The following is a 23,722-nucleotide window of genomic DNA, read 5'->3' as shown; positions in this document are numbered from 1 at the left end:
TCTTGAAGCATCCATCGGCAGGATTCGAGGCTATCCCAGATAGGGGATGAGGATGAGATTGGTGATCAGCGTGACGATCCCGATAAGAACGGACCAGGCCCCCAGGGATCGGCTGCCTTGGTAGACGGACACGATCCCGAGCACAACGGCGCCGATTCCGAACAGCGTCGGTAGAACGAACAAGGATAGCAGAGCAAGGACAAAGGCCGTCCAGCCGAGCACATCCGCCGTCCGGCTTCGCTCCTCAGGAACCGCTTCTTCCTGGGCTCCGATTCGGTCTGCCTCATACGTTTCAGGGGCGGGTGCGGTTCTCCCGGTGGATCGGCCAAGCTCCTTGCGCATTGCCACCGGCGCTCCGATCATGGGAGCTCCGGCTGCAAGCTCTGCGGAAAACTCAGCTTCCTCCCGTGAAGCTTGACCCGACTCCATTCTTTGCTCCAGCCGGCGATACTCCGCCAGTCTGGAGGAATCGGGAACAAAGTCGACATTCGACGCAGGTCCCGGCGGTCGAACTTTTTGTTCTTCGCCTCCGCGCAGGTCCCGCTCATTACGCGAATTCGGCCTCCACTCACTCATGGCTCATTCCTCCTTTCCTCCAGAGACTCGGCCGGATCAGCCCTTTTTCGGCTTGAAGGTGTGGCAGCAGGTATTCGCGCTGTTCGCAGCATGATCCTTATGCTCGCTGTCAAAGGATTCTCCTGCGAATTCGGCATCGAACTTGGCGTCCGCATGCTGGTCAATTTCGATCATAATGGCATCTGCTTGGCAGTTGTTGCCCTGTCCCCAATATTGACAGTTGGCAACGCTGCATTTGACGATCGGTTTCATGGTCGATCACCTCCCACCCCAAGCATCCCCGCCGTCGGAAGGCGTTATTCCACTTGACGGGTCCTTGGGTGTGACCCAAAAAAAGAACCGGCTCCGAAGCCGCGCTTCGTCCGGTTCTTCCCTTCTATGCTCCCCTGTAATTCCCTCAATGCAACCCTTCACGTGTGAGTACGGGGGTATGAACCACTAGACCTTTTCGCCTTGCATCCGCTTCTGGTTGATATAGTCTGTTTCATAATAGGCCAAGTCTTCGCGAAGCTCCTCGAAGATTTTGGATAACTCCACCGTCAGGTTGCGGACATCGCGGCTCGGCTTTTTGCGGAACCGAATGGCATCCTGTCCGGTATAGGCGTATCGGCCGTCCTCGGAATAGCATTCGTTCTTGGGATAAAAAAAGCGGTTGATGCATTGGTGATACGCCTCATACAGGTTACGCTCGGCATGATCCGCCTTGAACTCCGCCCTGCGCAGGCTGACGCCCAACTTCTCGAACGTCACCTCGCTGAAGACCAGAAGGTGCCGGGTGTCCTGCAGGTAGTCCCGATAAAAGTCCGCCATCGCCGGATCTGCTTCTCCGCCTCCATTCACCAGGTCGTCCAGCGAATGCTGATTCAGAAAGAGCTCCATCTTGGAGATGGCTTCCTTCAGCTTCACGCGCACGGATTCGCACAAGTTTTTCACATCTGAGCCTGCCATTTCCGTTCCTCCTCGGCGTTAGCGCCTATCCTCAAATTCATCCTCATCCTATCATACTTTCACCGGAAACGATACCGTTTGAAACGAGAGGGAGGTGCATAAAACCTCCTCCGGCACCAAACCCTAGACAAGGCTAAGGCAATATAGGAAACGGAGGAGAACCGCCCGTGAAAAAATGGACCTGGGCTGCCGCCATTCTGGTGGTCGCCGGTGTGCTGCTCGTCGCCCGGTACGATCGACTGGACCGCGGCACCGCACCCAAACAACCTACCATCAGTGCGGCCCAAGAAAAGTCGGCCAAGCTGCTCGCCGTTCAGCAGGACGTACTCTTGACTGAGGAGCTGTGCCGGACTCAGTGCATCATCGACATGCACAAAGCGGCTGTCTCCACCCTTCAGGTTAAACAGACCGACGTACCCGGTCACCTGAGGAAAATCGTTCAGGGCCACCCCCGCCTGGAGTCCCTGTCCTGGTACGGGGCAAGCACCGCCCCCCTCTCCACGGCGGGAACCTCGACGAAGGAGTATCCCAAGCAGGTTCAGGCTGAGCTCGACAAAGCCTCCAAAGCCGTCCATGCTGGCACGGATTACCGTTCTTCCCTGCTGGAGACCGGAATGGGCCTCCGTGCCGTGCTCGGTGTTCCGGCTTCCGAGGGCCACGGACTGGTCGCCGTCATCCGTCAGGATGTCCTGGCCAAGGTGGAGACCGAAGCCAAGAAGAACATGCGGCTCGTGATGAACCCGAATCCGAACCGGAAGCCCGGCATGAAGGCCGCTGAAGCGAACAACCTGCAAGAAACGAGCGTTGCAAATCCGGAAGAAAATGAAGGCAAGAGCCATTATTACAAAAACCAGATTGTCGTCAAATTCAAAAAAACACCCAGCGAGAAGCAGCTGACTCAGATCCAAAAGGAGCTGAAGGCTTCCTCCTGCGAAAAGCTCGGTTATTCCTACCTGTTCACCTCGCAGAAAATGGACACCAAGCAGATGATTCGATACTTCCGGAAACACCACATTGATTATGTGGAACCCCATTACTTGTATAACACCAATGAGACCCTACCCGCTCCCGCCATGCCGACCGGTCCCCTGCACTTCCGCCCGCTTGCCCAGGAACAGGCCGAAGGCGAACCGAATGACACGCTCTTCGCCCGCTACCAATGGAACCTGCCGCTCATTCAAACGGAGATGGGCTGGACCTTCTCCAAAGGAAGCGGCGATGTCATCGTGGCGGTCGTCGATACCGGGGTGGATTTAACTCACCCCGACCTGAAGGATCGGCTTTTGACCGGCTATAATGCCATCAATCCCTCCGGCAAGCCGGCAGACGACGTTGGACACGGAAGCCATGTAGCCGGCATCATCGCCGCTACCGTCAACAACAGCTTAGGGATCGCGGGTCTCACCTGGGACAACCCCATCCTGCCCGTTAAGGTGTTGGATAATTCCGGTGCAGGGAATGCTTACAATGTCGCGAAGGGCATCATCTGGGCTGCCGACAACGGAGCCAAGGTCATCAACCTGAGCCTCGGCAACTATGCCGAATCCAGCTTCCTGCACGATGCGATCAAGTATGCCTACAACAAGGACGTCGTACTGGTCGCTGCAACCGGCAACGACAATTCCGGACAGCCCGGGTATCCGGCCGCTTATCCCGAGGTGCTCGCCGTGGCCGCAACCGACAACAACCGAAATAAGGCGTCCTTCTCGAATTACGGCTCGTACGTCGATGTAGCGGCTCCCGGTGTGAATATCGCCAGCACCTACACCAACAATCAATATGCCTCCCTGTCGGGAACATCCATGGCGAGCCCTCACGCAGCGGGGTTAGCCGCCCTGATCCGCTCCGTTAACCCCAAGCTGACCAACAAGGAAGTCATGGACATTATGCGGAATACCGCAGCGGATGTGGGGGATGCTGGCCGAGACGATTATTTCGGCTACGGACAGATCGATGTCTATCAGGCCCTCGAATCCGCATCAGGCGGGACCAAGGCGAGCGCGAACGGGAAGGAGCAACCCCTCTCAAGGGAGTCGGGCAACGCCATTACCCGGTTTTTCCAACGGCTGTTCAGCAAATAACAAAACGAAAAGGAACAGGCGACACGCCCATTCCTCTCCGCACATATCATGGGGTATCACAGCCAGAATGGATGGGATGCCCCATGATTATTTTGTTGGACGGGAGCGCGCTGCCTTCCCCGATCGGACTCCCCCCCGCTGAACAGATGATTTTCGGAGCCATGCAGACGAGTCCTGCCTCCTTTTCATTCGCCAATTCGGACTCGCTGGCTTTCGAGCTCCGCTTAAGGGCAAATATCCTCCATAGCGCCCAAGCCCTCTCGACGAGCGGCGCTCGTTTTTCCACCTTTGCCGAATCGACCAGCAACCCGATGTACTGGAACCGCACCCCCAAAGGTGCCTTTGAACTGCGGCCGGGCGTTGCTCCGGCGGATGCGATCCGCGATATTTTCCAACAGGGAGCCCTGTACAGCTTCGAGTGCGCGACGGCCATGGTCATTGTTCTCTACCGCGCAATCATTGAGACGATGGGAGATGCCATTTTCAATGAGAAATTTGCGAATCTGACGCTCTATGACTGGAATTATGACCGCGACCTCAATCTGCAAAGAGTCGCCCCCGAACGCGTACTCCCCGGCGACATCGTCTACTTCACCAACCCGGACGTTTCCCCGTTAACGCCTTGGTGGATCGGTGAAAATGCAGTGGACATGGGCGGCGGCTATTATTTCGGACACGGAGTAGGGATCGTGCCGGGGGAGGAGATCATTGTCGCCTTGAACCGGAACCGCGTCCCCGGCAGCATGATTTCCGCCAGCCTGAGCGATAATGTCATCGCGCCGAATTATCCCGTGCTCCTGAGCTGGATCCGCCCCAACATGGCGAATCCGGGGGCTCTGCCCTATCGAAGCTCACATCTCCTGCGCGACTCCCTGATCTCCATTCATGTAGGGAGCGCCACGGAGTACCGCTTCCTGCCGATCGCCTAGCGCGATTCAAGCACATGGAATAGTCGACGTTGGGACCTCCTCGCCTGGACTCTCCCCTGGATGGACACGCCGCAGGAAAAAGATGGCGCAGGCCCCTATCCCCCGGGCATTCGTACAGACCCGCCCGGGGAGGCATTCATACAGTAGTAGGGAACTGCCCCAAATCCACCATGGGAGAGGAGATCCTGACCGTGTCGAAACCCGAAATGGCAGCCCAAGGCTGCATGAGCTTTCCGCCGATCGTCTGTGATCCGCAAATTATTGCACGTGATTTCTATCATCCCCGTCCACAGCCGGTTATCCATCCGGTCCAAGTGATCAACCGTCACCATTTCGTTCCGGTTCCTCAGCATTACTACACGGTAACGGAACGCAACGTCGCCGTTCCACCGGTGCCCACCGTTCCGATGTCGAGCCTTCCAACTTCGGTTTCGCCGGCAAGCACGTCGCCTTCGGGCTTTTCGCCGTACTCCGCCGGATCGCCAAGCGGAATCTCTCCTTATTCCGCCGGTACGCCGTCCGCGTCGAAGCCTTATCGCGGCTGAGCCAAGGCGAAGGAGCCGGGGATGCGTGCATCCCCGGCTCCGGCAGCCGTTTGGCGTCCTGCCACCCCTCTTCGTGAAGCGGCGAATGGGACTCTTCACGAACGAAAGCCCGCAGCCTAGGGGATTATCCCTTTGACTGCGGGCTTTCGTTCGTTTCGGAAAGCTTGCCGTAAGCCGGGTTCTGTACTTCTGGCGGTGATATCGGGTTTCCCCTCCCGCCCTTGAAGCGACAATCATCTATCTACGCCGCCTATTGCTAAGCGGCTCCAGCGACCAACCCGGACGCGCCTCGGGCTAAGGCTTGGGGGCAGTTGCCTGCCGCCCTGCGTCCCATTAGGTCTTGCTCCAGATGGGGTTTACCAGGGGCTATGTCACCATAGTCCCTCGTGGTCTCTTACACCACGGTTCCACCCTTGCCTGATCCCGATAAACGGGCCATCGGCGGTCCATTTCTGTGGCACTATCCTTCAACTCGCGCTGACTGGACGTTATCCAGCATCCTGCCCTGTGGAGCCCGGACTTTCCTCCCGCGGCAAAGCCGCCGGCGATTGTCTGTCAAACTTTCCGAACACGAATTTAAAGTATACACGCATTTAGGGGGCCATGCAACTGACGATTTCATGGAAATCGGGTGACTTTGCGCCATTACTTGATGCGGAAAACCTCGGTGTCCACAGCAGACGCCAACGCAACTGTCTTCGACTTGCGTTCCGTAAGCTTGGCATTCAAATACGCCGTCAAGCCCTTCTTCATGATCTTCTCGGCATTGTGGCCGGGATCAATCAGGCACATGCCGTCCGCCAGTGCATCCTGAGCCGTGTGATAGTCGATGTCGCCAGTGATCAGCACATCGGCTCCGGCGAACCGGGCGTGCGAGACATAGCGCGCTCCCATGCCGCCTAGAACGGCAGCCTTGCGGATGGGGGTCTCGCCTCTGCCCACTACGCGTACGAAGGGAACCTCCAGTGCAAGCTTGACTCGTTCAGCCAGTTCATCGAGCGTGCAAGGCTCCGTGAGCTTGCCGGCGCGACCGAGGCCATACACCTCGCCCGGCAGTTCAAGTGCGTACAGATCATATGCTGGCTCTTCATATGGATGTGCCTGCATCATCGCGCGAATAACCCGGCGTACTCGGGTTTGCGGGACGACGGTTTCCAATCGAACCTCTTCGACTTTCTCGAGGCGGCCTTCCACCCCAATGAAGGGCTTCGTTCCCGCCTCCGGCTGAAACGTGCCCGTTCCGCTCGCCCGGAAGCTGCAATGGCTGTAGCGGCCAATGTGACCGGCACCGGCTTGGAACAGCGCCTCAGCCACGCGGTCCGCATGCTCGACTGGAACATAGACGACCAGCTTCTTGCGGAGATCGGTGAAGGTCTCTTCCAGCGGAACCGTGTCTTCGATGCCGATGGCGTCTGCCATCAGGTCGTTGATGCCTCCAATGGCTGCGTCGAGGTTGGTGTGGGCGACATACACAGCAATCTCGTGCTTGATGAGCTTTTCAAAGACCTTCCCGGCGGGAGAGTCCGTTTGCAGCGACTTAAGGGGGCGGTAAATGGGGGCATGATGGGCCACGATCAGCCCGGCGCCTTCCCGAACGGCTTCGTCCACCACTTCCTCCGTTACGTCCAGCGTAACCAAAACCCGCGAGATTTCCTTCGAGAGCGTACCGACCTGCAGGCCGATCCGGTCATCAGGAACCGCAAGCCGCTTGGGGGCAAGCTCATCCACGAGCGTGGTTATCGTTTGTCCATTCACATACATGCCAATACCTCCTCCAGCAAGCGGATCGTGTGAGCGACTTCCTCTCGCTTCTCCTGAGAAGCGGGAAGCTCCGATTCGGTGAGCTGTTGGCCCACTCGCTTCCACTTGGTGAGTTCCCGTTCCCACTTTCTCGAGAACACGGGGCCCTTGGCTTCCACAAGGAAAGGCCCGAAACGCAGAAGCTCCTCCTTCGCCAATCGGCAGGAAGGGGACAGCTCGCGCTCCCGGTACACTTCCTCGTTCAAGCGATCAGCATCCGGATGACGCTCAGCCGTCAGAATTTCATAGCTTTTGCCGTCCTCCTCCAGCAGCTGCTCGCCCAAGAGCAACCAGCCGTTCGCCAGGAGATAACGGCGCACTTGATCTTCCCCCACATTCGGCTGCAGCACCAGCCGTTGAACGCCCTCCAAACGGTCGGGGTTTGCTTCCAGAATGCTGACAATCAAGCTTCCGCCCATTCCTGCGATCGTGATCACGTCAACTTCGCCTGGACGAAGCACAGACAGGCCGTCACCCTGACGCACGTCAACCTTCTTCTCAAGCCCCGCCATGCTCACTTGCCTCCGGGCAGCGTCATAGGGTCCGGGGTTTACTTCTCCAGCAACAGCTTGCAAGATGCGGCCTCGCTCCGCCAAAAAAACCGGAAGAAGCGCGTGATCCGAGCCGATGTCTGCCAGTCTGCTGCCATCGGGAACTTGCCCCGCAATTGCGGTTAAACGATTAGAGAGCCATACCATATTAGAAACCGATCCATTCTATCCATTTTTTGCGTGACAGGTAGAGCGCCGTGCCGGCGGTGACCAGCTTGACGGTCAACATGAGCTGCAGCATGACAGGAGGAAGCTCCGTCGTGATGAGCCCGTAGGCTTCAGGCGCAAACCAGAGTCCGGCTCCCGTGAGCAAAAGGACTCTTCCGTTCTGCGGGAAACGCCGGACGAGGAGCGTACCGATCCAGCCGAGCAGCACCCCAAGGGGGAGCCAGCTGAGCTGCAGCCGGAGCAGGTCCGCATCCGGCAAGAGCCGTTTGATCAGCCAGCCATAGAGCAGCGCGGCCGCAGCCCAGCCGCTGAATTGGAGCGCGGCGTAACGCGTGAGAATGCCGGTCACCACCCAGAAGGCGGCCACCAGCAGGAGCAGTGGGGCATAGGCTCCCACCGGAGCATTCTGCTGCTGCATGATGTAAAGTGCGGCGGCCGGTGCAGCGATAGCTCCGGTCCAGTAGGAAAGGAAGGCAAAGGTAGGGCGCTTGTTCCGCTGGCGCTTCCCTATGAGGAAGAGCACCAACACGATCAAGGCCGAAACCGCAATTTGCATGGGCATCGGAAAAGAGCTAAAATAAAGAGCAATATAGAAAATGATCCCAGTGGATACGATCATTAGGAACCACGTTCGCGGGCGGGCTTGTACAATTTTATCCGCCGATACGCCGAAGACCTTCCTTGGGTCTTCCTCTGGGTCCCGGTATAGATTTTGCAGGAAGTCGCAGTACTGCTCCGGCAGCAGCCGATTCCGCCGCCACTTTTCAATCTCCTGGACGATGATTCGATGTTTCTCCTCCAAGCCGATCGCCTCCGCCTCTTTCGAAAAAAAAGACCTTTTCCCAGTGGTGCAAAAAAGGTCATGCGTTGTTCATTTTTATTCGAGGAAGTCTTTCAGCCGCTTGCTGCGGCTTGGGTGACGAAGCTTGCGGAGCGCCTTCGCCTCAATCTGCCGAATCCGCTCCCGGGTAACGCCGAATACCTTGCCCACTTCCTCCAGCGTACGGGTACGGCCGTCATCGAGGCCGAAGCGTAAGCGAAGCACGTTCTCCTCCCGCTCGGTAAGCGTATCGAGAACATCCTCCAGTTGCTCCTTCAGCAGCTCATAAGCCGCTGCATCTGCCGGGGCGAGTGCCTCCTGGTCTTCGATAAAGTCGCCAAGATGGGAATCATCCTCTTCGCCGATCGGCGTCTCTAGGGACACCGGCTCTTGCGCGATCTTCATGATCTCGCGCACCTTCTCGGTAGAGAGGTCCATCTCCTTGGCAATTTCCTCCGGCATCGGCTCACGGCCGAGCTCTTGAAGAAGCTGACGAGAAACCCGGATCAGCTTGTTGATCGTCTCGACCATATGCACCGGAATGCGGATGGTCCGCGCCTGGTCCGCGATGGCCCGCGTAATCGCTTGGCGAATCCACCAGGTCGCATACGTACTGAATTTAAAGCCCTTCTCATGGTCGAATTTCTCAACCGCTTTGATGAGGCCCATGTTGCCCTCTTGGATCAGATCAAGGAACAACATCCCGCGGCCTACATACCGCTTGGCGATGCTGACCACGAGCCGGAGGTTGGCTTCCGCCAGCCGGCGCTTCGCTTCCTCATCTCCGTTGCCGATGCGCTTGGCCAATTCGATTTCTTCCTCGGCTGACAGCAGCGGAACGCGTCCGATCTCCTTCAAGTACATGCGCACCGGGTCATTGATCTTGATGCCCGGCGGAAGCGAAAGGTCGTCATCGAAGTTGAATTCGTCCCCTTCTTGATCTTCTCCGCGGCCCATAGGCATGTCGTCATCGTCGTTCTCGTTGCCGATCTCGATGCCAAGCTCCCCGAGCTGCTCAAAGAATTCGTCGATTTGATCCGGATCCTGATCAAAGGGAGCGAGTCGTTCCATGATATCCTTGTAAGTCAAGCTTGACCGCTTTTTGCCAAGCTCGATGAGTTGCTCCTTCACCTGATCAAGAGTAAGTTCCGTTTCCACTCGGGTGTGTTGGTCGTTTGCCATGAATCTTCTCCCTCCTCCCCGGAATCGGTCAAGCGTTGTCATGTCCGAATGATTTCAACTGCTTTTCCAGGGTTATGATCTCACTTGCAATCTTTGCCGCCAGCATGACGTCTCCGGCTTTGCTGGCCCCGGCCATCTCTTCTCTCTTTTGCTTGATGGCCTTAAGGCGAAATTCCTTGCGTATGTGACGAATGTAATCGTCGATGACCTGCTGGTTGGTCTCCGGCAGCGGCTTCATCAGGATTTCACCAGCAGCCGTCTCCAGCCGTTCATCCTGTAGAGTCGCCAAGTAGCGGCTGGCATTGGGAGGATTCCCCTGAGCATAGTACGCGTACAAATAAGCAGCAAGCGCCGCGTGGGTTTCCGATATAAATTCTTCCCCGATCCGCTCCCGCACGTAGTCGGCTACATCCCGATCATGCATCATAACGGCAAGAAGCAGGACCTCGGCATTGTGAGATGCCCGTCCCGGGGAAGGATATCTTCCGGTTCCGTTCCCATTATTTTTACCAGTATTCCACGAAATTTCTTTATTATCCCTGTTCTCTGTCTTTTTCAGGAATTCCTGCCTCGCGAGTGCCACTTCCTGTTTAAACCCTTCCAGTCCTACGTGAAGCTCGGACGTAAGCTCCTTGGCATAGTGTTCTCTCTCCAGAGGAGAAGGGAGCTCGCCCACCAGCCTCGCAGCGGTTTCCAGGTAGCGGAGACGGCCGTCCTCGCTCATCAGGTTGAAATTCTTCCGCACGTATTGAAGCCGATACCGTACGGAGCTGACAGCCCCCTCAATGATTTCCTTGCGGAATCTTGCCGGCCCTTCTGTCGAAATGAATTCATCAGGGTCCTTCCCGTCTGGCAGCATCGCTACCTTAACGGTGAGGCCCGCCTTTTCCAACAAGGCGAGTGCTTTGTAGGCCGACGATTGCCCCGCTTGGTCTCCGTCGTAACAGATCAGCACTTCGTCGGCGTTACGGCGCAGAATGGAGCAATGCTCATCGGTAAGCGCCGTCCCCATCGTGGCAACCCCGTTCTCGATTCCCGCTTCCCAAGCCTTAATCACGTCCAGATAGCCCTCGAAGAGAACAATTTGGCCGGTCTTGCGAATTTGCGGTCGGGCACGGTGAAAATTGTACAGGCTGCGGCTTTTGCTGAACAAGGGTGATTCCGGACTGTTCAAGTATTTCGGCTGAATGTCTCCCAGCGCTCTTCCGGCAAAAGCAATCACTTTCCCTTTGTAGTCGTGGATAGGGAATATCAACCGATCTCGGAACTTATCCAGGTAACCGTTCCCGTCGGATTTGGCGGAAACCAGCCCTCCTTTCTCACATAGGGGCAGCGAGAAGCCCCTCTTGTTCAGCTGCAAGGCCAGCAGATCCCAACTATCCGCTGCGCATCCGATCCCAAAGGTGTCGATCAGCTTCTGGGACACACCCCGGTTTCTCACATAACTCAGGGCTTTCTGTCCTTGCTTCGTGCTGACCAGAATATATTGATACAATCGGGATGCCAGTTCATGGGCCTCGTACAGGCTCTCGCGATCCTTGCGTTCCGGGTCGGATTCGCGTTGCGCTCCTTCCCAGTCCGTTGGAATGCCCGCTTCCTCGGCCAAATGGCGGACCGCTTCCGGAAACGAGTATCCTTCCAATTCCATGACGAAATGAATGAGGTTGCCCGTGGCTCGGCATCCGAAGCAGTGGTAAATCTGCCGCTCCGGGTTGACGGTAAATGACGGCGTCTTCTCCGAGTGGAACGGACAGAGGCCCTTTAAGTAGCCCCCTTGCTTCTTCAAATGCACATACTTGCCGACGACATCGGCGATATCATGCCGCTTTAGGACCGACTCAATCACTTCATCGGGTATGCGTCCATAACTCATTTGACTCACCTGCACCTCATGGACACGTCTTTATCTATTCGCTTATGTGACGAATATCTCCTGCTTGTCCGACAAAACTTTTGTCAGAGTTTGTAGAAAGTGTTGCCGATCTTCCTCTGTAAAGGCCCTTGGCCCCTTCGTTCGCCCGCCGCCACGGCGTTTGCGCATCTGTTCGTTGCGGCGCTCCAGCAGGAAGTCGATGTTCCCATTCGTGTATATCTGTCCTCGGTTCGAGAGCACGATCGCCCGCTTGCCGATGCCGATGGCGGCCAAGCCGAAATCTTGCGTGACCAGCACATCACCCGCTTGTACACGATTGGCAATATACAGATCGACGGACTGATCCGACCGGTCCACCTGAAAGACGGTAACGCCGGCCTCCGGCTGCAGGCGATGGTCATAGGAGGCCACCATCCAAACCGGAACTCCGCAAGCACGACCGGCTGAGGCGATCTCGGCTTTTACCGGGCAAGCGTCCGCATCGACGAGTATGATTCTTCCCTCTCTGTTCATCGCTTACCCACCCGATTTCGTCTTTCGTTGCACCTATCTCCAAAATCACTCTCTATAGTATACGACTCTTGATTTGAAAATCCTTCTTCCAAAAAAGAGCGAGACAGCCTAGGACCGAAAATGATCGTGCTGATGATTGGCCCGGTACATATCCTGAATCATGCTTGCCGTCTCCTCGACCGCACGATTCGTGACATCAATGGTCACGCACCCAAGTCTCTCCATAATGACTGTGGAATAATCCAACTCCTGCTCGATCCGTTCCAGCTTGGCATAGCTCGCTTCGCCGTGCAGGCCGAGAGCCTTCAACCTCTCCTTACGGATGGCATTCAGCTTGTCCGTTCCAATGCGCAGGCCAATGATCTTGCCCTTCGGAATGGTGAAAAGCTCCTTCGGGGGCTTCAACTCCGGGACGAGCGGGACGTTCGCAACCTTGAACCGCTTGTTTGCCAAATACATGGCCAGCGGAGTCTTCGAGGTGCGAGAAACACCGACCAGCACGATATCGGCCTTCAGAACGCCGGCTGGATCACGCCCATCGTCGTACTTGACGGCAAATTCGATCGCTTCGACCCGCTTGAAATAATCTTCGTCCAGCTCATGGATCATGCCCGGTTCATGCCGGGATTGCTTGTGCAGAAGCCCTTCGAGATTGCCAATAATCGGACCGAGCAGGTCGATACAGACAATCTTGTTCAGCAGGGCTTGCTCCAGCAGATAATCGCGAAGCTCCGGTACAACCAAAGTAAACACAATCATACTGCGAGTAATTCTTGCTGCTCCGATCACACGTTCAATACCGGCCTTGTCCTGAATGAACGTAAAGCGGACAATCCGGACGGCGCTCGGTGAAAACTGGACGGTCGCTGCCCGAACGGCCGCTTCGCCCGTATCTCCCGCAGAATCGGATACGACGTATACGGTTGGGGTTTCTACATTCACTGGCACTCTCCCCTTCTATCAATCCAGGATCGCGAAATCGCCGACAGGCGCTGAGGCAGGATCCCCCGTTTAAAAGAATACGAATAAAAGCCCTCATGCGTTTCATTCCATTCTCCGTGCAGAACGACAAAAAGCTCGACATCACCCATGCCGGTTCCCCCGTGCATAGGGACGAGAGCTTGCACCCGTGGTTCTTCCCTGCTTGGCTAGACGACGCATTCACGAATCCTCGCGATTTCGTAACCGATATCATAGCAAAAGCGCCAAGGCTTTGTCAACGGATGGACGTTGTCCACTCCTCTTCCAAAATGGCCATTAAGATCACGTCTACATAGCGGCCATCGATCCATTCGGCATCCCGCTTGCGTCCCTCTTCGCGAAATCCGGCACGGAGGTAGCTGCGATACGCTCTCTCGTTAAAATCGAAGACCTCCAGGTCAATCCGATGCATACCGAGTTCTTCGAACCCGAAACGAACGGTTTCCTTGACCGCCGTGCTGCCGGTGCCTTTGCCGCAAAGATCGCTGCGAAACAAGCAAATTCGGAAGTGCGCCGATCGGACTTCTTCATCGATCTCGTTGAGAACCGATTCGCCAATGATTTGACCGTCAGAATGACAGATCAGGAAATCATAACGGCTCGGATCATCGACGATTCGATTCAGATAGCTTTCAATCTGTGGCAGGCTAAATCGGGTTTTCGTACCCGTCAACCGCATGATCTCCTCGTCATCCTGCTCAAAGCCCGCCTTAAAATAGGCTTGCAGATCTTCCAATCGTATGAGCCGGAGTTGAATGTCTCCTTGGACAATAGGTTGTACTTGTTTTTTCTGAGTCATGATAAACTATCTCATTTCTATGTCTATTCTTTGGCTTTTCGAGCATTATATCCCGTGCTTCTCCATCTGATCAAGAAAGTCGCGAGACTTCCACTTTGTTCCCAAATGAAGATCCATAAACATACGCATGGCAAGACGAAGTTCCGCCTTTGTCTCCGGCGAAACTTCCGTCGTCCCGAGTCTCCTCAAATCCACACGCTGGAACAGGCGGAGCAGACGCAGCGTCTTTGCCGACAGCTTCAATGCCGAGGGGTCCTGCGCCTTGCAGCGAGGGCAGAGCACACCGCCCTGAATCACGCTAAGCACCATTTCGCCCTCTGTGCTCCCGCACGAGACACATTCCTCCAGTTGGGGCAAATACCCGGCGATGGCGAGCATCTTCATCTCCATGACGGCCAGGATGACAACGGAGTCCTTGTCCTCTTCAATGGCCGACAGAGCCGCTTTCACTTGCTCGAACAGCATGCCGTTCGGCTCGCGTTCCGGGGTGAGCCTTTCAACCAGCTCCGCCAAATAAGCCGAGTAGGCGGCCTTGTGCAGATCCTCCCTCAGGGGACGATGGGCATCAATGGACTCTCCCTGATTCAAGGTCCCCATCTGGCCGGAGCCGAAATAGACCACATACTCCCCATACGTAAAAGGCTGGGTTACGGCGGCAAGCCGGCTTTTGACTTTCTTGGCACCTCTCGCCATCACACTGATCTTGCCCATACGGGAGGTGAGCAACGATACGATCCGGTGCCCTTCCCCGTATTCCATCGAGCGAATGACGATTCCTTCTACATGCTCCAGCAACGCGTTCCACTCCCGATCCTGTTCCTAGCATCCATTCGCTCTTTTATCCCAGGTAAGGCTCACTCTCCGGCGAGAGCGAAGCGAGCTCCGCCTGCTCCTCGGGCATCTCTTCCTGCCCGTCATCCGTCTTGTACAATAGATAAGCTTCGACGTTCCCCGTGTTGTGGAAATACTGCCAGTAAAACTCCTTCATCATTCCCATCCTCCCCGATTGTCATGATGATTCGACCATTAGTATTTGAATGATCCAGAGGCTTTACCCGATGGTGTTCTTATGGAATTGCTGGCAACCGCAAACTTCGTCTCCTCCACCGATCCCGACAACGCTTACCTATGTGCATGACCGAATGTTATTCGTTGCGGAACCCGAGGTCGCGCAAAACGCGATCCTGGTTGCGCCAATCTTTCTTTACCTTTACCCATAACTCCAGGAAGGTCTTGGACCCGAGCAGCGCTTCAATGTCTGCACGCGCCAGCTGCCCGATCTGCTTGAGCAGCGCTCCCTGCTTGCCGATGACGATCCCTTTTTGAGAGTCCCGTTCCACAAAGATGACAGCTCCGATTTTGACGAGGCCGTTCTTCTCCACGGACATCGACTCGATGGTCACCGCGATGGAGTGCGGGATTTCCTCCCGGGTGAGCTGAAGGATTTTTTCCCGAATGAGCTCGGCGCATACGAATTGTTCCGGATGATCCGTCACTTGATCAGCTGGATAGTACTGCGGCCCTTCTTCCAAATACTTGCCGACCTGCGTAAGCAGAGTATTCACATTGTTCCCGAGGAGTGCGGACACCGGAACGATCTCCGCAAACGGATACAGGTCCTTGTAGGAATCAATGATTGGCAAGAGCGCTTCCGGTTGCAGCTGATCGATCTTGTTCAAGACGAGGATAACCGGCGTCTTCGTCGTCTTGAGGCGTTCGATGATGAAACGGTCTCCTCCGCCCAGTTCTTCCGCTGCATTCACGAGGAACAGGACAGCGTCCACTTCCTGCAGCGTGCTTTCCGCGACTTTCACCATGTAGTCGCCCAGCTTGGATTGGGGCTTATGAATCCCCGGAGTATCCAGGAAGACGATCTGCATGTCGTCTGTCGTGTAGACTCCATGAATCTTGTTGCGGGTCGTCTGCGGCTTGTCCGACATGATCGCGACCTTCTGGCCGATCACCTGGTTCATCAGCGTTGATTTCCCGACATTCGGCCGGCCGACAATCGCTACGAAGCCGGAGCGGAATGGGGGTTGATTGGCGTGGGTACGCCCGTTGGTCTCGGTTGACATGAAATCCTCCTGAAGGACAAAACGTTCATCCCCGAACCGGGATCAAACGTCTCATCGGGTTGTCTCTGTTCTACGTTCTTACCCCGTTTTTAGCGGGCTTCTTCATCTTCCGGCAAAACAAATGCACCAGGCAAAAGCGCGCCGACTGTTGATTCCGCAACTTCGCCCTTGCTGTTCGTCATGATGACCGGCATATGGGGACCGCACAGCTCCATCAGCACTTGACGGCACGTACCGCAAGGCGTGATGGGCTCATCGGTATTTCCGGTCACGGCGATGGCTTTGAAGCTGCGCGGAGCATGCCCGTCCGCGATAGCCCGATACAGGGCGGTACGTTCTGCGCAATTCGTGGGGCTGAGCGTGCCGTTCTCGACGTTGCAGCCGAGATGAAGGGTGCCGTCCTCCGCGAGCAGTGCGGCTCCAACCTTGAAATGGGAATAAGGCACATAAGCCCGTTCCCTCACTTCCTTGGCTTCCTTTAAGAGAAAATCCTTTTCCTGTTGGGTAAGCTTCGACATCATACCCACTCCTTCACACATGGATTAGAAAGGAAACGGCAGCCGGTTCAGTTCAAACAGAAGCAGCGTGATGGTCACTCCGGCGACCGTTCCAAAGAGAATACCCGGCAGCGTGCGGGTCTTGCGACGGTAGAGAAGCATGAGAAACAGAAGCGCCATCAGGCTCGCAAGAAAGCCAGGAAGCGGCTCGGCTGTGACGAGAGCGATCATGGTGGCAAGCGAACCAATAACGCCTGACAAGAGGCTAGGCCGTAGAAAGAAGGTTCGGCCAAATCGGGTTTCCGTCACGATCACCACGAGCAGCACGAGCAAGAGATAGACCCACACCGATTCCACGGACAGCTCACGGCCAGGGTCCCGCACTGCGTGGAAGAGGCGCTCCACCGGACGAAAAAAGACGGTGACCCCGACCGCAACGGCAAAGACGGCCGCAACCAGTACGGCAGCGGCGGCGGCGTCTTTGGCAATCTTGGCGAGCGGATGCCGACTCGGCATCGCCAGGTCGACGGTTTTCTCGATTGCCGTATTAAGTAATTCGGTTACGATGACCAGCGTAATCGCCAGCAGCAAAAAAAGCAAATGCATCGGTTCGATCCGCATATACACCGCTGTGACGATGACGCCAAAGGCGGCAAAAAAGTGGATCTTCATGTTCGGCTGGGAAGCCAGGGCGTACTTCACGCCTTCATAAGCATAGCGCAGGCTGCGAAGAAAGCGCGGCCCGGCTTTCACCGCAGGAGTCCTGCCTTCTCGAGAATCGCTTCCTGCTTCGCAAACATTTCCTTCTCTTCTTCCGGACCTTCCTCATGATCGTAGCCGATGAGATGAAGGAATCCGTGAACGAACAGGAATCCAACCTCGCGCTCGAAGGAATGACCGTATTCCTCGGCTTGGGCGAGGGCCCGATCCACGGAAATGACGATATCTCCGAGCGATTCTTCCTCGACGAAGTCACCCGGTTCTTCTCCGTCTTCCTCCGAGAGCTCCTCAAGATCGGAATAATCAATCTCGGAATCATCCAGCTCTTCGTCCATCATCGGAAAAGACAGGACGTCCGTCGCCTTATCCTTCCCGCGATAATCCTGGTTCAGCTGACGAATTTCTTCGTCATTTACAAAGGTCAGTTCCACCCGGCCCTTTTCGATTCCTTCTTGTTCTCCGGCTGCTGTCAGCAGCTTCGTGAGCAGGTCTGCAAGGCTCTCGTCGATCGGACGAACCTCTTGCTCATCCGTCCATTCCAATTGCAATGCCATGTATCAAGCGCCTCCCTTGGTTTCCTTCGTTTCGGTTTCGGTCGTCTGTTTAAGTTGTGTTCCGCCGATGGGTGCAGCGGAGCTGCCTTGCTTGGTCGGGAGATCACTCGGATATTCAATTCGGGAATGGAAGATGCCGAGCAGAGCTTCCTTGAGCGCCCGAGAGATCGTATCGAGCTCTTTGATCGTCAGGTCGCATTCATCAAACTGCCCGTCGTCCATCCGATCCTTGATGATCTTGCGAACCATGTTGTCGATCTGCTCGATCGTAGGGGATTTCAGCGAACGGACGGCCGCCTCCACACAGTCGGCAATGCCGACGATGGCCGCCTCCCGGCTTTGCGCCTTCGGTCCCGGATACCGGTACTCGGCTTCCGTAACCGGCCGTTCCGGATTCTCTCCCTGCTGCTTCACGGCTTTGTAATAGAAGTATTTCAACAGAGTGGTTCCATGATGCTGCTCGGCAATATCTCGGATGGCTTTCGGAATGTTGTATTCCAGCAGCATCTCTACCCCATCCCGCGGGTGCGCGGTAATGATCGACATACTGAGTCCGGGATCGATATCGTCGTGCGGGTTCTCCATGTTCATCTGATTCTCGATAAAGTAACTCGGTCGCTTCGTCTTACCCAGGTCGTGGTAGTACGAGCCCACCCGGCACAAGAGCCCGTCTGCGCCGACCGCTTCGGCTGCCGCTTCTGACAAGTTACCGACCATGATGCTGTGGTGATAGGTCCCCGGCGTTTCGGTGAGCAGCTTGCGTAGCAGAGGATGGTTGGGATTGGACAGCTCGACCAGCTTAAGCGGCGACAGGATGCCGAACGCCGTTTCGAAGAACGGGATCAGTCCGAAGACGAGAACGGCCGTAATGATCCCGCTGCTAAAGGCGTAGATCAAGGAATAAATCAGCTTGTCGTACTGGCTCTCCATCATGGCCAGCGCCATTACCGCCAAGCAGGCGAACAATGAGATGGTAATCCCCGTCTTCAGGATGGCGGACCGATTCCCGGCTCGCGCAAAGGAGTAAGCGGCTGTCAAACAGCTGACGAGGGCGATCAAACCAAAGCGGAAATCAAACATCAGGTCCGGATCGGTGTTGAAGATGATCGAAGCCATGACGCCGAGTACAATCGACAGGGTCACCGCGATTCGGGCATCCATCAGGATGACCGTCAGCATGACCCCGAACGCAACCGGCGCCAAATACCCGACCATCGGGTATTCCAGGTTCTGCCCGAGCGCGACGAGCCGCATGCCCGCCATCGTCAGAACAAAGAGAATGGTCAGCATGAGAAGCTGCACATTCGGATTGGTCGACGCACTCGTGCTGCGCTTCACCTGAACGAGAAGCAGCAAGGTCGAAAGCAGCACGAAGACGGCCAGTCCGATCGTCGGACGTAAGTTTTTCTCCTTATGGAGGAGCCCCGCCTTCTCGAGCTTCTCAAACATCGCTTGATTGATGAGCTCTCCCTCACGCACAAGCACATCATTTCGCTCAATGTAGACCGGCTCCGTGCTTTCGCGGGCGGTGACCCGCGCCTTCTCGGTAGCCGTCGCATCGTAAAACCGGTTCGGCAGGATGCTGAACTTCGCCAGCTCCTGAGCCAGCTCCCGTTGGGTATTCTTGGTAAGCGCCGAAGAATTGACCAGGCCGGTTACTTTCATCCGAGCCGCAGACACATCGCCATTCCCTTCCACCATCAGCTTGCTGACGATGTCCCGGGTAACCGGCTCCATGGCGGCTAGATCCTCTGCCGTAAGGCGAGGCAGCTTATACAGCGCTTCCTCGGACAGGGTGTACTCCTGCTCGGCAAGCTGTTTGGTCATCTCCTCAATCAGCTTGTCGTTCTCTTCTCCCGGTTGGACCGCTTTCACCAAATCCGAGGTATGCTCCTCATAGACGCGGGGAATGACCGAACGGAAATAGCTTACCTTCTCGTCGAACTTCATCTCCTGATCGGCTATGGCGAATTCGAGCTTATCGAACAGCTCGACCACGAGTTGATCGGTGCGCGTGGTAACGGCACGATTGACCGGAGAGACCCGCTGGGCCGCTTCCTCCCGCGCCTTCTCCGTGCCGATCTCGTCCTTCATCTGCTTGGGAGCAACGATGGTCACGGCGCTTTTGGTATTCGGTTGAATATCGTATGTCTTGGGAACGACGTGATCCACGAGCGAGACATAACTGACGATAGCAATCAGCCCGTATAAAAAAAATCGGATGAGGGGGCTTTGCTTCCAGCCGTTCATCCATTGCGGAGTTTTGTTTTTGGCGGCAACTTGTCGGTTCATGGAACGGCCCTTCTTTCCGAATACGCCTGCCGCTTGCTTGAGGCGCGGGCGGCAGGCGGATCCTTACTGTCCTTGCTTTTCCGTGTCTACGTTATAGGCAGTGATGATCTTCTGGACGAGCGTATGACGAACGACATCCTGCTCCGAGAAATAGGTAAAGCCGATCTCTCCGATCTCCCGCAGAATGCGTTCCGCTTCCACCAGACCAGACTTTTTGCCGCGAGGCAAATCGATCTGCGTGATGTCGCCGGTGATGACCATCTTCGAGCCGAAGCCGAGACGGGTCAAAAACATCTTCATCTGCTCGGGAGTCGTGTTCTGCGCCTCGTCTAGAATGATGAAGGAATCCTCAAGCGTTCGACCGCGCATGTAGGCGAGCGGAGCGATTTCAATCAGGCCTCTCTCCAGTGCTTTCGCCACTTGTTCGGTTCCCAGAACATCGTTAAGTGCATCATACAACGGCCTCAAATAGGGGTCAACCTTTTCCTGGAGGTCGCCGGGCAGGAACCCGAGGCTCTCTCCCGCCTCTACGGCAGGCCGCGTAAGCACGATGCGCTTGACTTGTCCTTCCTTCAGCGCCGTGACCGCCAAAACGACCGCGATGTAGGTTTTCCCGGTTCCCGCCGGGCCGATGCCGAAGACAATGTCGGCCTTGCGTATCTGGTTCACGTATTGCTTTTGACCGATGGTCTTTATGCGAATCGGCTTCCCCCGGTACGTGACGGCGATCTCGCCCTTGAACAGCTCAAGCAGTTGATCGGCCTTGCCTTCCTTCGCCAGCTCCATAGCATACACGAAGTCACGTTCGGACAGCACGTAGTGATTGCGAATGAGGGTAAGCAGCACCTCGAACAGCTGCTCCAGCATCTCCACCTCGCCCGGAGTCCCTTCCAGGGTCAGTTCTTCTTCCCGCGAATTGATCTTCACCGAGGTTTCCCGTTCAATCAGGTGGAGATAGCGGTCTTGGGGACCGAATAGCGCCAGGCCTTCGGCCATGTTCCCGAGGGTGATCTTGGCTGTGACGGTTTGTTGGTTCAAAAGGTTCGTTCTCCTCGCTTTCCCAGACAGTGGTTTCTCCCTCAAGTGTAATGGATTTGATGCGCACTATGCAAGGTGAGGCCCATCCCCATGCGACAAAGAACCCGGCGGTTCGGCCGGGTCTGCTATTTGCTGCTCTTATGGAGTTTCGACCAGCGCCAGCTGGGACGTGATCTCTTCCTCAATCTCAAAATGCACCTTCAACACGAGCTTGCCGTCTGCCTCCCGGCGCGACAGCACCTTTTCCGAGGCCACCCGGGCCCCCGCTCCCGCCTTCAGCAGCAGATCGTCCCGTGCACGCTTCAGTCCGAGCTTCTCCGCTTCTTCATTCGTGAGGGCATACACCTTCTCCTCCGTTTCGCGGACGGTGTCCTTCAGCCATCCAATCGGGAGGGAGAAGCCCCTGAAGCGGAACATTTTCGGAGTTCCAATCGTGACCGAGGTCGTGTAATTTCCTTCTCCGTAGCCGGTGAGCTGAAAGCCCCGTTTGCCCAGGATCAGATAGGACTTCTCGGCGGTCTCTCCTGTATAGGTGCGGTGCACCTGGGTCAGAGGCACCTCGATGGTAGAGACATACCAGACGAGGCCGTACACCTTCCCGGTGGCGGGGACCCACTTGCGGTGATCTCCCTCCCCAAGTTCTCCCGAGATCAACACCTGTCCCTTCTTCACATACAGATTGGGCTTGGCTACCGGTTTCCCCTTCTCCGCAAACACCTTCGTCACCAGCGCATTCTTATTGGCGATCAGATGCCGGGGACTTGCGAGCGGCTTGTCCTCCGGCTTCGTCGTTTCCACAACGCGGATGCGGATGCTTGTCCCACTGCGTTCAACGCCTACCCAAGCGGCATCGGGCAGCCGGGAGAGCAAGCCTCGGGCCAGCTCGTCCATTTTCTTCATCCGAAAGATCCATTGGTACGGGTAAATGCCCTCTTCCCGAGCCGCTGCTAGAACCAAGGGCTTTGAGAGCTTATCGGTTCCGTCTACCTCTACCTTCCATACGAGAGAGGTAAGCAGGAACAGCCCCATCAGGAACCCAAGCGCTCCGGCCAGGAAGACCTTGCGGCGCAAGATGCGCTTTCTTTGAAAAGGCAGTCCGTGCCGCTCTGCCACATGGATGCGGCAGCCTGTCCGCTTCAGGATCGGCCGAAGCCGATAAAAATCGGACAGGTCCAGCTTGAACCGGCCGGTATTCGGCCCGGTCAGCTGAACATCCCAGAGCCGGAGGCCCTCCCGAACCGCTTCATTCAGAAAGGCTTCCACTTCCCCGCCCCTGAAGGTCAGGGATAAGTATCCGCGAACATACGCGATGAAGGTTGCACGCACGGCCTCTCTCTCCTAACTGGGATCGTAATGGATGGTTAGAATGGTTCCTTCTATGAACACTTCTTCCGGCAATATCGCTCGAATGACCAATTCACTGCCCTCGATGCGCAGCCGTCCGGCCGTTAGCGCAAGCAGCAGCTCCGTTGGGGAAAAGTGAAGCACTCCCTGATGGCTTTCAATGTAGAGCTGGCGATTGCCGATCATGGTGACGCGAGGCAAGTCATGGATGACGTCTTCCGGGACATCAAGCACCGTTGCCGCGAACTGGTGAATTCTGCGCTTAAGTCGCCCCATGGACCGCTCCTCTCCTTTTCGCCGATAGACCGCATTCCCTAATCCATATGTAACAAGACCGCTGTCTATGACCGAATAGAGCCAGAACACACGTTAAGCCGCGTCCCCTTCATTGTTCATAAAGGCTTCGATCTCTTTTGGCAGGATTTGTCGTATACTGGTTCTAATGGCATCGTCCATGAGTTACATAGACGGTTGATGGATAGACACGCCGAGGAGGAAACCTGCTGATGATGTGGAAAGACAAGTACACGCTCGGGGTCGAAATGATCGACCAGCAGCACATGGAATTGTTCGAACGGGTGGAGAGCTTCCTGCTCGTTCTGCGCTCCAAGGAACCTTGGGAACGCAAGGTAGAGAAGGTCAAGGAAACGCTGGAGTTTATGAAGGAATACGTAGTCAAGCATTTTCACGACGAGGAATGCTATCAGCGAAAGATGGGCTTTCCCGATTGCGATCGACACTGCGAGATTCATGCGGAGTTTACGGCTGAGGTGCAAGGGTTTGTGCAGCTGTTTGAAGAGCAAGGCTATGAGGAGCCCCTCGTGCAAAAGTTCGCCGGCAAGCTGCTTGCCTGGCTGATCAATCATGTAGCGGCAACCGATCAGAAGATCGCCGATCATGTTCATCGGCTGGGGGTGGAAGCATGACGGATCTCATTCATCCCTTCTTCAAGGCAACGCAAGAGGTCTTTCGGCTGATGCTGGATCTGGAGATCCAGCAGGCACCGGGCACCTCGGTTCCCGATCTGCACAACAAAGCCGTCTATGTCAGCATCGGGATCATCGGGGATCTGGAGGGCAAGATCGACTATTGCTTCCCTGAGAGCATGACTCTTGAAATCGTGCGCATTCTCTCGGGAATGGAGATGAGCGAGTTGGACGACTTCGTCGCCTCTGCCATCAGCGAGGTAGTCAACATCATCAGCGGCAATGCCATGACCGGCTTGTTCGAGAGCCAGGTCCAATGCGACATTCTTCCCCCTTCCATTGAAGTAGCGGAGCTTCGTTCCGGCTGGAACGACCCTGCCCAGGTGCTCACGCTTGAAACCAGCATCGGACCGCTGCTCGTCGACGTTCAGCTCACGAAGAAGGCAGCTTGACCGCGAAATACCCTGTCTTGATAAGAACCCCTATAGAAGAAAAGAAAAAAGCACCCCG

Annotated in this window: 26 protein-coding genes and 1 other RNA gene; 5 read left to right on the top strand and 22 right to left on the bottom strand. The window is 56.0% G+C overall.

What is annotated here, in order from left to right; genetic code table 11:
- Window positions 1-30: 30 nt before the first annotated feature.
- From AAFN83_RS18520 to AAFN83_RS18510, 3 genes are all read right to left on the bottom strand, one after another.
- The gene (locus tag AAFN83_RS18520) at window positions 31-576 is read right to left on the bottom strand and encodes a DUF308 domain-containing protein (RefSeq protein ID WP_347772106.1); all 546 of its coding nucleotides are present in this window, start codon (window positions 574-576) and stop codon (window positions 31-33) included.
- A 36-nt stretch (window positions 577-612) separates the two neighbouring features.
- Window positions 613-828 carry a DUF1540 domain-containing protein gene (locus tag AAFN83_RS18515; RefSeq protein WP_347772104.1) on the bottom strand — a complete coding sequence of 72 codons (216 nt, stop codon included), beginning with the start codon at window positions 826-828 and terminating at the stop codon, window positions 613-615.
- Between the two features lie 186 nt (window positions 829-1,014).
- Window positions 1,015-1,524 carry a DUF3907 family protein gene (locus AAFN83_RS18510; protein ID WP_347772102.1) on the bottom strand — a complete coding sequence of 170 codons (510 nt, stop codon included), beginning with the start codon at window positions 1,522-1,524 and terminating at the stop codon, window positions 1,015-1,017.
- Window positions 1,525-1,691: 167 nt separating this feature from the next.
- Here AAFN83_RS18510 and AAFN83_RS18505 point away from each other — a divergent pair, with 167 nt between their 5' ends.
- From AAFN83_RS18505 to AAFN83_RS18495, 3 genes are all read left to right on the top strand, one after another.
- Window positions 1,692-3,605 carry a S8 family peptidase gene (locus AAFN83_RS18505; protein ID WP_347772100.1) on the top strand — a complete coding sequence of 638 codons (1,914 nt, stop codon included), beginning with the start codon at window positions 1,692-1,694 and terminating at the stop codon, window positions 3,603-3,605.
- 83 nt (window positions 3,606-3,688) lie between these two features.
- A complete protein-coding gene (locus AAFN83_RS18500; RefSeq protein WP_347772098.1) occupies window positions 3,689-4,534 on the top strand; it encodes a protein-glutamine gamma-glutamyltransferase in 846 nt (281 codons plus the stop codon).
- A gap of 191 nt (window positions 4,535-4,725) precedes the next feature.
- Window positions 4,726-5,079, top strand: coding sequence for a hypothetical protein (locus tag AAFN83_RS18495; RefSeq protein ID WP_347772096.1), 354 nt, complete (start codon window positions 4,726-4,728; stop codon window positions 5,077-5,079).
- Window positions 5,080-5,234: 155 nt separating this feature from the next.
- Here the strand turns inward: AAFN83_RS18495 and rnpB are convergent.
- The 19 genes from rnpB to yqfC form a co-directional block, all read right to left on the bottom strand.
- Window positions 5,235-5,643: RNase P RNA component class A (gene rnpB, locus AAFN83_RS18490), an RNA gene on the bottom strand.
- An 81-nt stretch (window positions 5,644-5,724) separates the two neighbouring features.
- Window positions 5,725-6,840, bottom strand: a complete 1,116-nt coding sequence (locus tag AAFN83_RS18485; RefSeq protein WP_347772094.1) for a Nif3-like dinuclear metal center hexameric protein — start codon at window positions 6,838-6,840, stop codon at window positions 5,725-5,727.
- The gene (locus tag AAFN83_RS18480) at window positions 6,831-7,577 is read right to left on the bottom strand and encodes a tRNA (adenine(22)-N(1))-methyltransferase (RefSeq protein ID WP_347772092.1); all 747 of its coding nucleotides are present in this window, start codon (window positions 7,575-7,577) and stop codon (window positions 6,831-6,833) included. Before AAFN83_RS18480 ends, AAFN83_RS18485 begins: the two co-directional genes overlap by 10 nt.
- 1 nt (window position 7,578) lies before the next feature.
- A complete protein-coding gene (locus AAFN83_RS18475; protein ID WP_347772090.1) occupies window positions 7,579-8,400 on the bottom strand; it encodes a hypothetical protein in 822 nt (273 codons plus the stop codon).
- Window positions 8,401-8,475: 75 nt separating this feature from the next.
- Complete coding sequence (gene rpoD / locus AAFN83_RS18470; RefSeq protein WP_347772088.1) at window positions 8,476-9,600, bottom strand: RNA polymerase sigma factor RpoD; 1,125 nt, start codon at window positions 9,598-9,600, stop codon at window positions 8,476-8,478.
- A 28-nt stretch (window positions 9,601-9,628) separates the two neighbouring features.
- On the bottom strand, window positions 9,629-11,473 hold the full coding sequence (gene dnaG, locus AAFN83_RS18465) for a DNA primase (RefSeq protein WP_347772086.1): 1,845 nt from the start codon (window positions 11,471-11,473) through the stop codon (window positions 9,629-9,631).
- Window positions 11,474-11,515: 42 nt separating this feature from the next.
- Window positions 11,516-11,986 carry a YaiI/YqxD family protein gene (locus AAFN83_RS18460; RefSeq protein ID WP_347772084.1) on the bottom strand — a complete coding sequence of 157 codons (471 nt, stop codon included), beginning with the start codon at window positions 11,984-11,986 and terminating at the stop codon, window positions 11,516-11,518.
- A gap of 108 nt (window positions 11,987-12,094) precedes the next feature.
- Window positions 12,095-12,934, bottom strand: a complete 840-nt coding sequence (locus AAFN83_RS18455) for a pyruvate, water dikinase regulatory protein (protein ID WP_347772082.1) — start codon at window positions 12,932-12,934, stop codon at window positions 12,095-12,097.
- Window positions 12,935-13,202: 268 nt separating this feature from the next.
- A complete protein-coding gene (locus AAFN83_RS18450) occupies window positions 13,203-13,766 on the bottom strand; it encodes a GNAT family N-acetyltransferase (protein WP_347772080.1) in 564 nt (187 codons plus the stop codon).
- Window positions 13,767-13,811: 45 nt separating this feature from the next.
- A complete protein-coding gene (recO, locus tag AAFN83_RS18445) occupies window positions 13,812-14,561 on the bottom strand; it encodes a DNA repair protein RecO (protein ID WP_347772078.1) in 750 nt (249 codons plus the stop codon).
- A gap of 43 nt (window positions 14,562-14,604) precedes the next feature.
- The gene (locus AAFN83_RS18440) at window positions 14,605-14,757 is read right to left on the bottom strand and encodes a YqzL family protein (protein ID WP_347772076.1); all 153 of its coding nucleotides are present in this window, start codon (window positions 14,755-14,757) and stop codon (window positions 14,605-14,607) included.
- 154 nt (window positions 14,758-14,911) lie between these two features.
- Complete coding sequence (era, locus tag AAFN83_RS18435; protein WP_347772074.1) at window positions 14,912-15,841, bottom strand: GTPase Era; 930 nt, start codon at window positions 15,839-15,841, stop codon at window positions 14,912-14,914.
- 89 nt (window positions 15,842-15,930) lie between these two features.
- A complete protein-coding gene (gene cdd, locus AAFN83_RS18430; protein ID WP_481810523.1) occupies window positions 15,931-16,359 on the bottom strand; it encodes a cytidine deaminase in 429 nt (142 codons plus the stop codon).
- 24 nt (window positions 16,360-16,383) lie between these two features.
- Entirely contained in the window at window positions 16,384-17,091 is a 708-nt protein-coding gene (locus AAFN83_RS18425) for a diacylglycerol kinase family protein (protein WP_347772070.1), read from the bottom strand.
- Window positions 17,088-17,612, bottom strand: coding sequence for an rRNA maturation RNase YbeY (ybeY, locus tag AAFN83_RS18420; protein WP_347772068.1), 525 nt, complete (start codon window positions 17,610-17,612; stop codon window positions 17,088-17,090). The genes AAFN83_RS18425 and ybeY overlap by 4 nt, the downstream gene beginning before the upstream one ends.
- A 3-nt stretch (window positions 17,613-17,615) precedes the next feature.
- Entirely contained in the window at window positions 17,616-19,904 is a 2,289-nt protein-coding gene (locus tag AAFN83_RS18415; RefSeq protein ID WP_347772066.1) for an HD family phosphohydrolase, read from the bottom strand.
- Between the two features lie 63 nt (window positions 19,905-19,967).
- Window positions 19,968-20,900, bottom strand: coding sequence for a PhoH family protein (locus AAFN83_RS18410; RefSeq protein ID WP_481810525.1), 933 nt, complete (start codon window positions 20,898-20,900; stop codon window positions 19,968-19,970).
- A 180-nt stretch (window positions 20,901-21,080) separates the two neighbouring features.
- On the bottom strand, window positions 21,081-22,268 hold the full coding sequence (yqfD, locus tag AAFN83_RS18405) for a sporulation protein YqfD (RefSeq protein WP_347772062.1): 1,188 nt from the start codon (window positions 22,266-22,268) through the stop codon (window positions 21,081-21,083).
- Between the two features lie 12 nt (window positions 22,269-22,280).
- Window positions 22,281-22,562: a sporulation protein YqfC gene (gene yqfC, locus AAFN83_RS18400; RefSeq protein WP_347772060.1), complete on the bottom strand. Its 282-nt coding sequence runs from the start codon at window positions 22,560-22,562 to the stop codon at window positions 22,281-22,283.
- 230 nt (window positions 22,563-22,792) lie between these two features.
- On the opposite strand from yqfC, the gene AAFN83_RS18395 reads away from it, so the two are divergent.
- Window positions 22,793-23,212 (top strand): bacteriohemerythrin, encoded by a 420-nt coding sequence (locus AAFN83_RS18395; protein ID WP_347772058.1) that lies wholly within the window; start codon window positions 22,793-22,795, stop codon window positions 23,210-23,212.
- Window positions 23,209-23,664 (top strand): chemotaxis protein CheX, encoded by a 456-nt coding sequence (locus tag AAFN83_RS18390; protein ID WP_347772056.1) that lies wholly within the window; start codon window positions 23,209-23,211, stop codon window positions 23,662-23,664. Before AAFN83_RS18395 ends, AAFN83_RS18390 begins: the two co-directional genes overlap by 4 nt.
- Window positions 23,665-23,722: the final 58 nt, after the last annotated feature.

This window comes from Gorillibacterium sp. CAU 1737 (assembly GCF_039888655.1).
Classification (GTDB): Bacteria; Bacillota; Bacilli; order Paenibacillales; family NBRC-103111; genus Gorillibacterium.
Note: the sequence above shows the minus strand (reverse complement) of the source record. Positions and strands in the feature narration are given on the sequence as shown.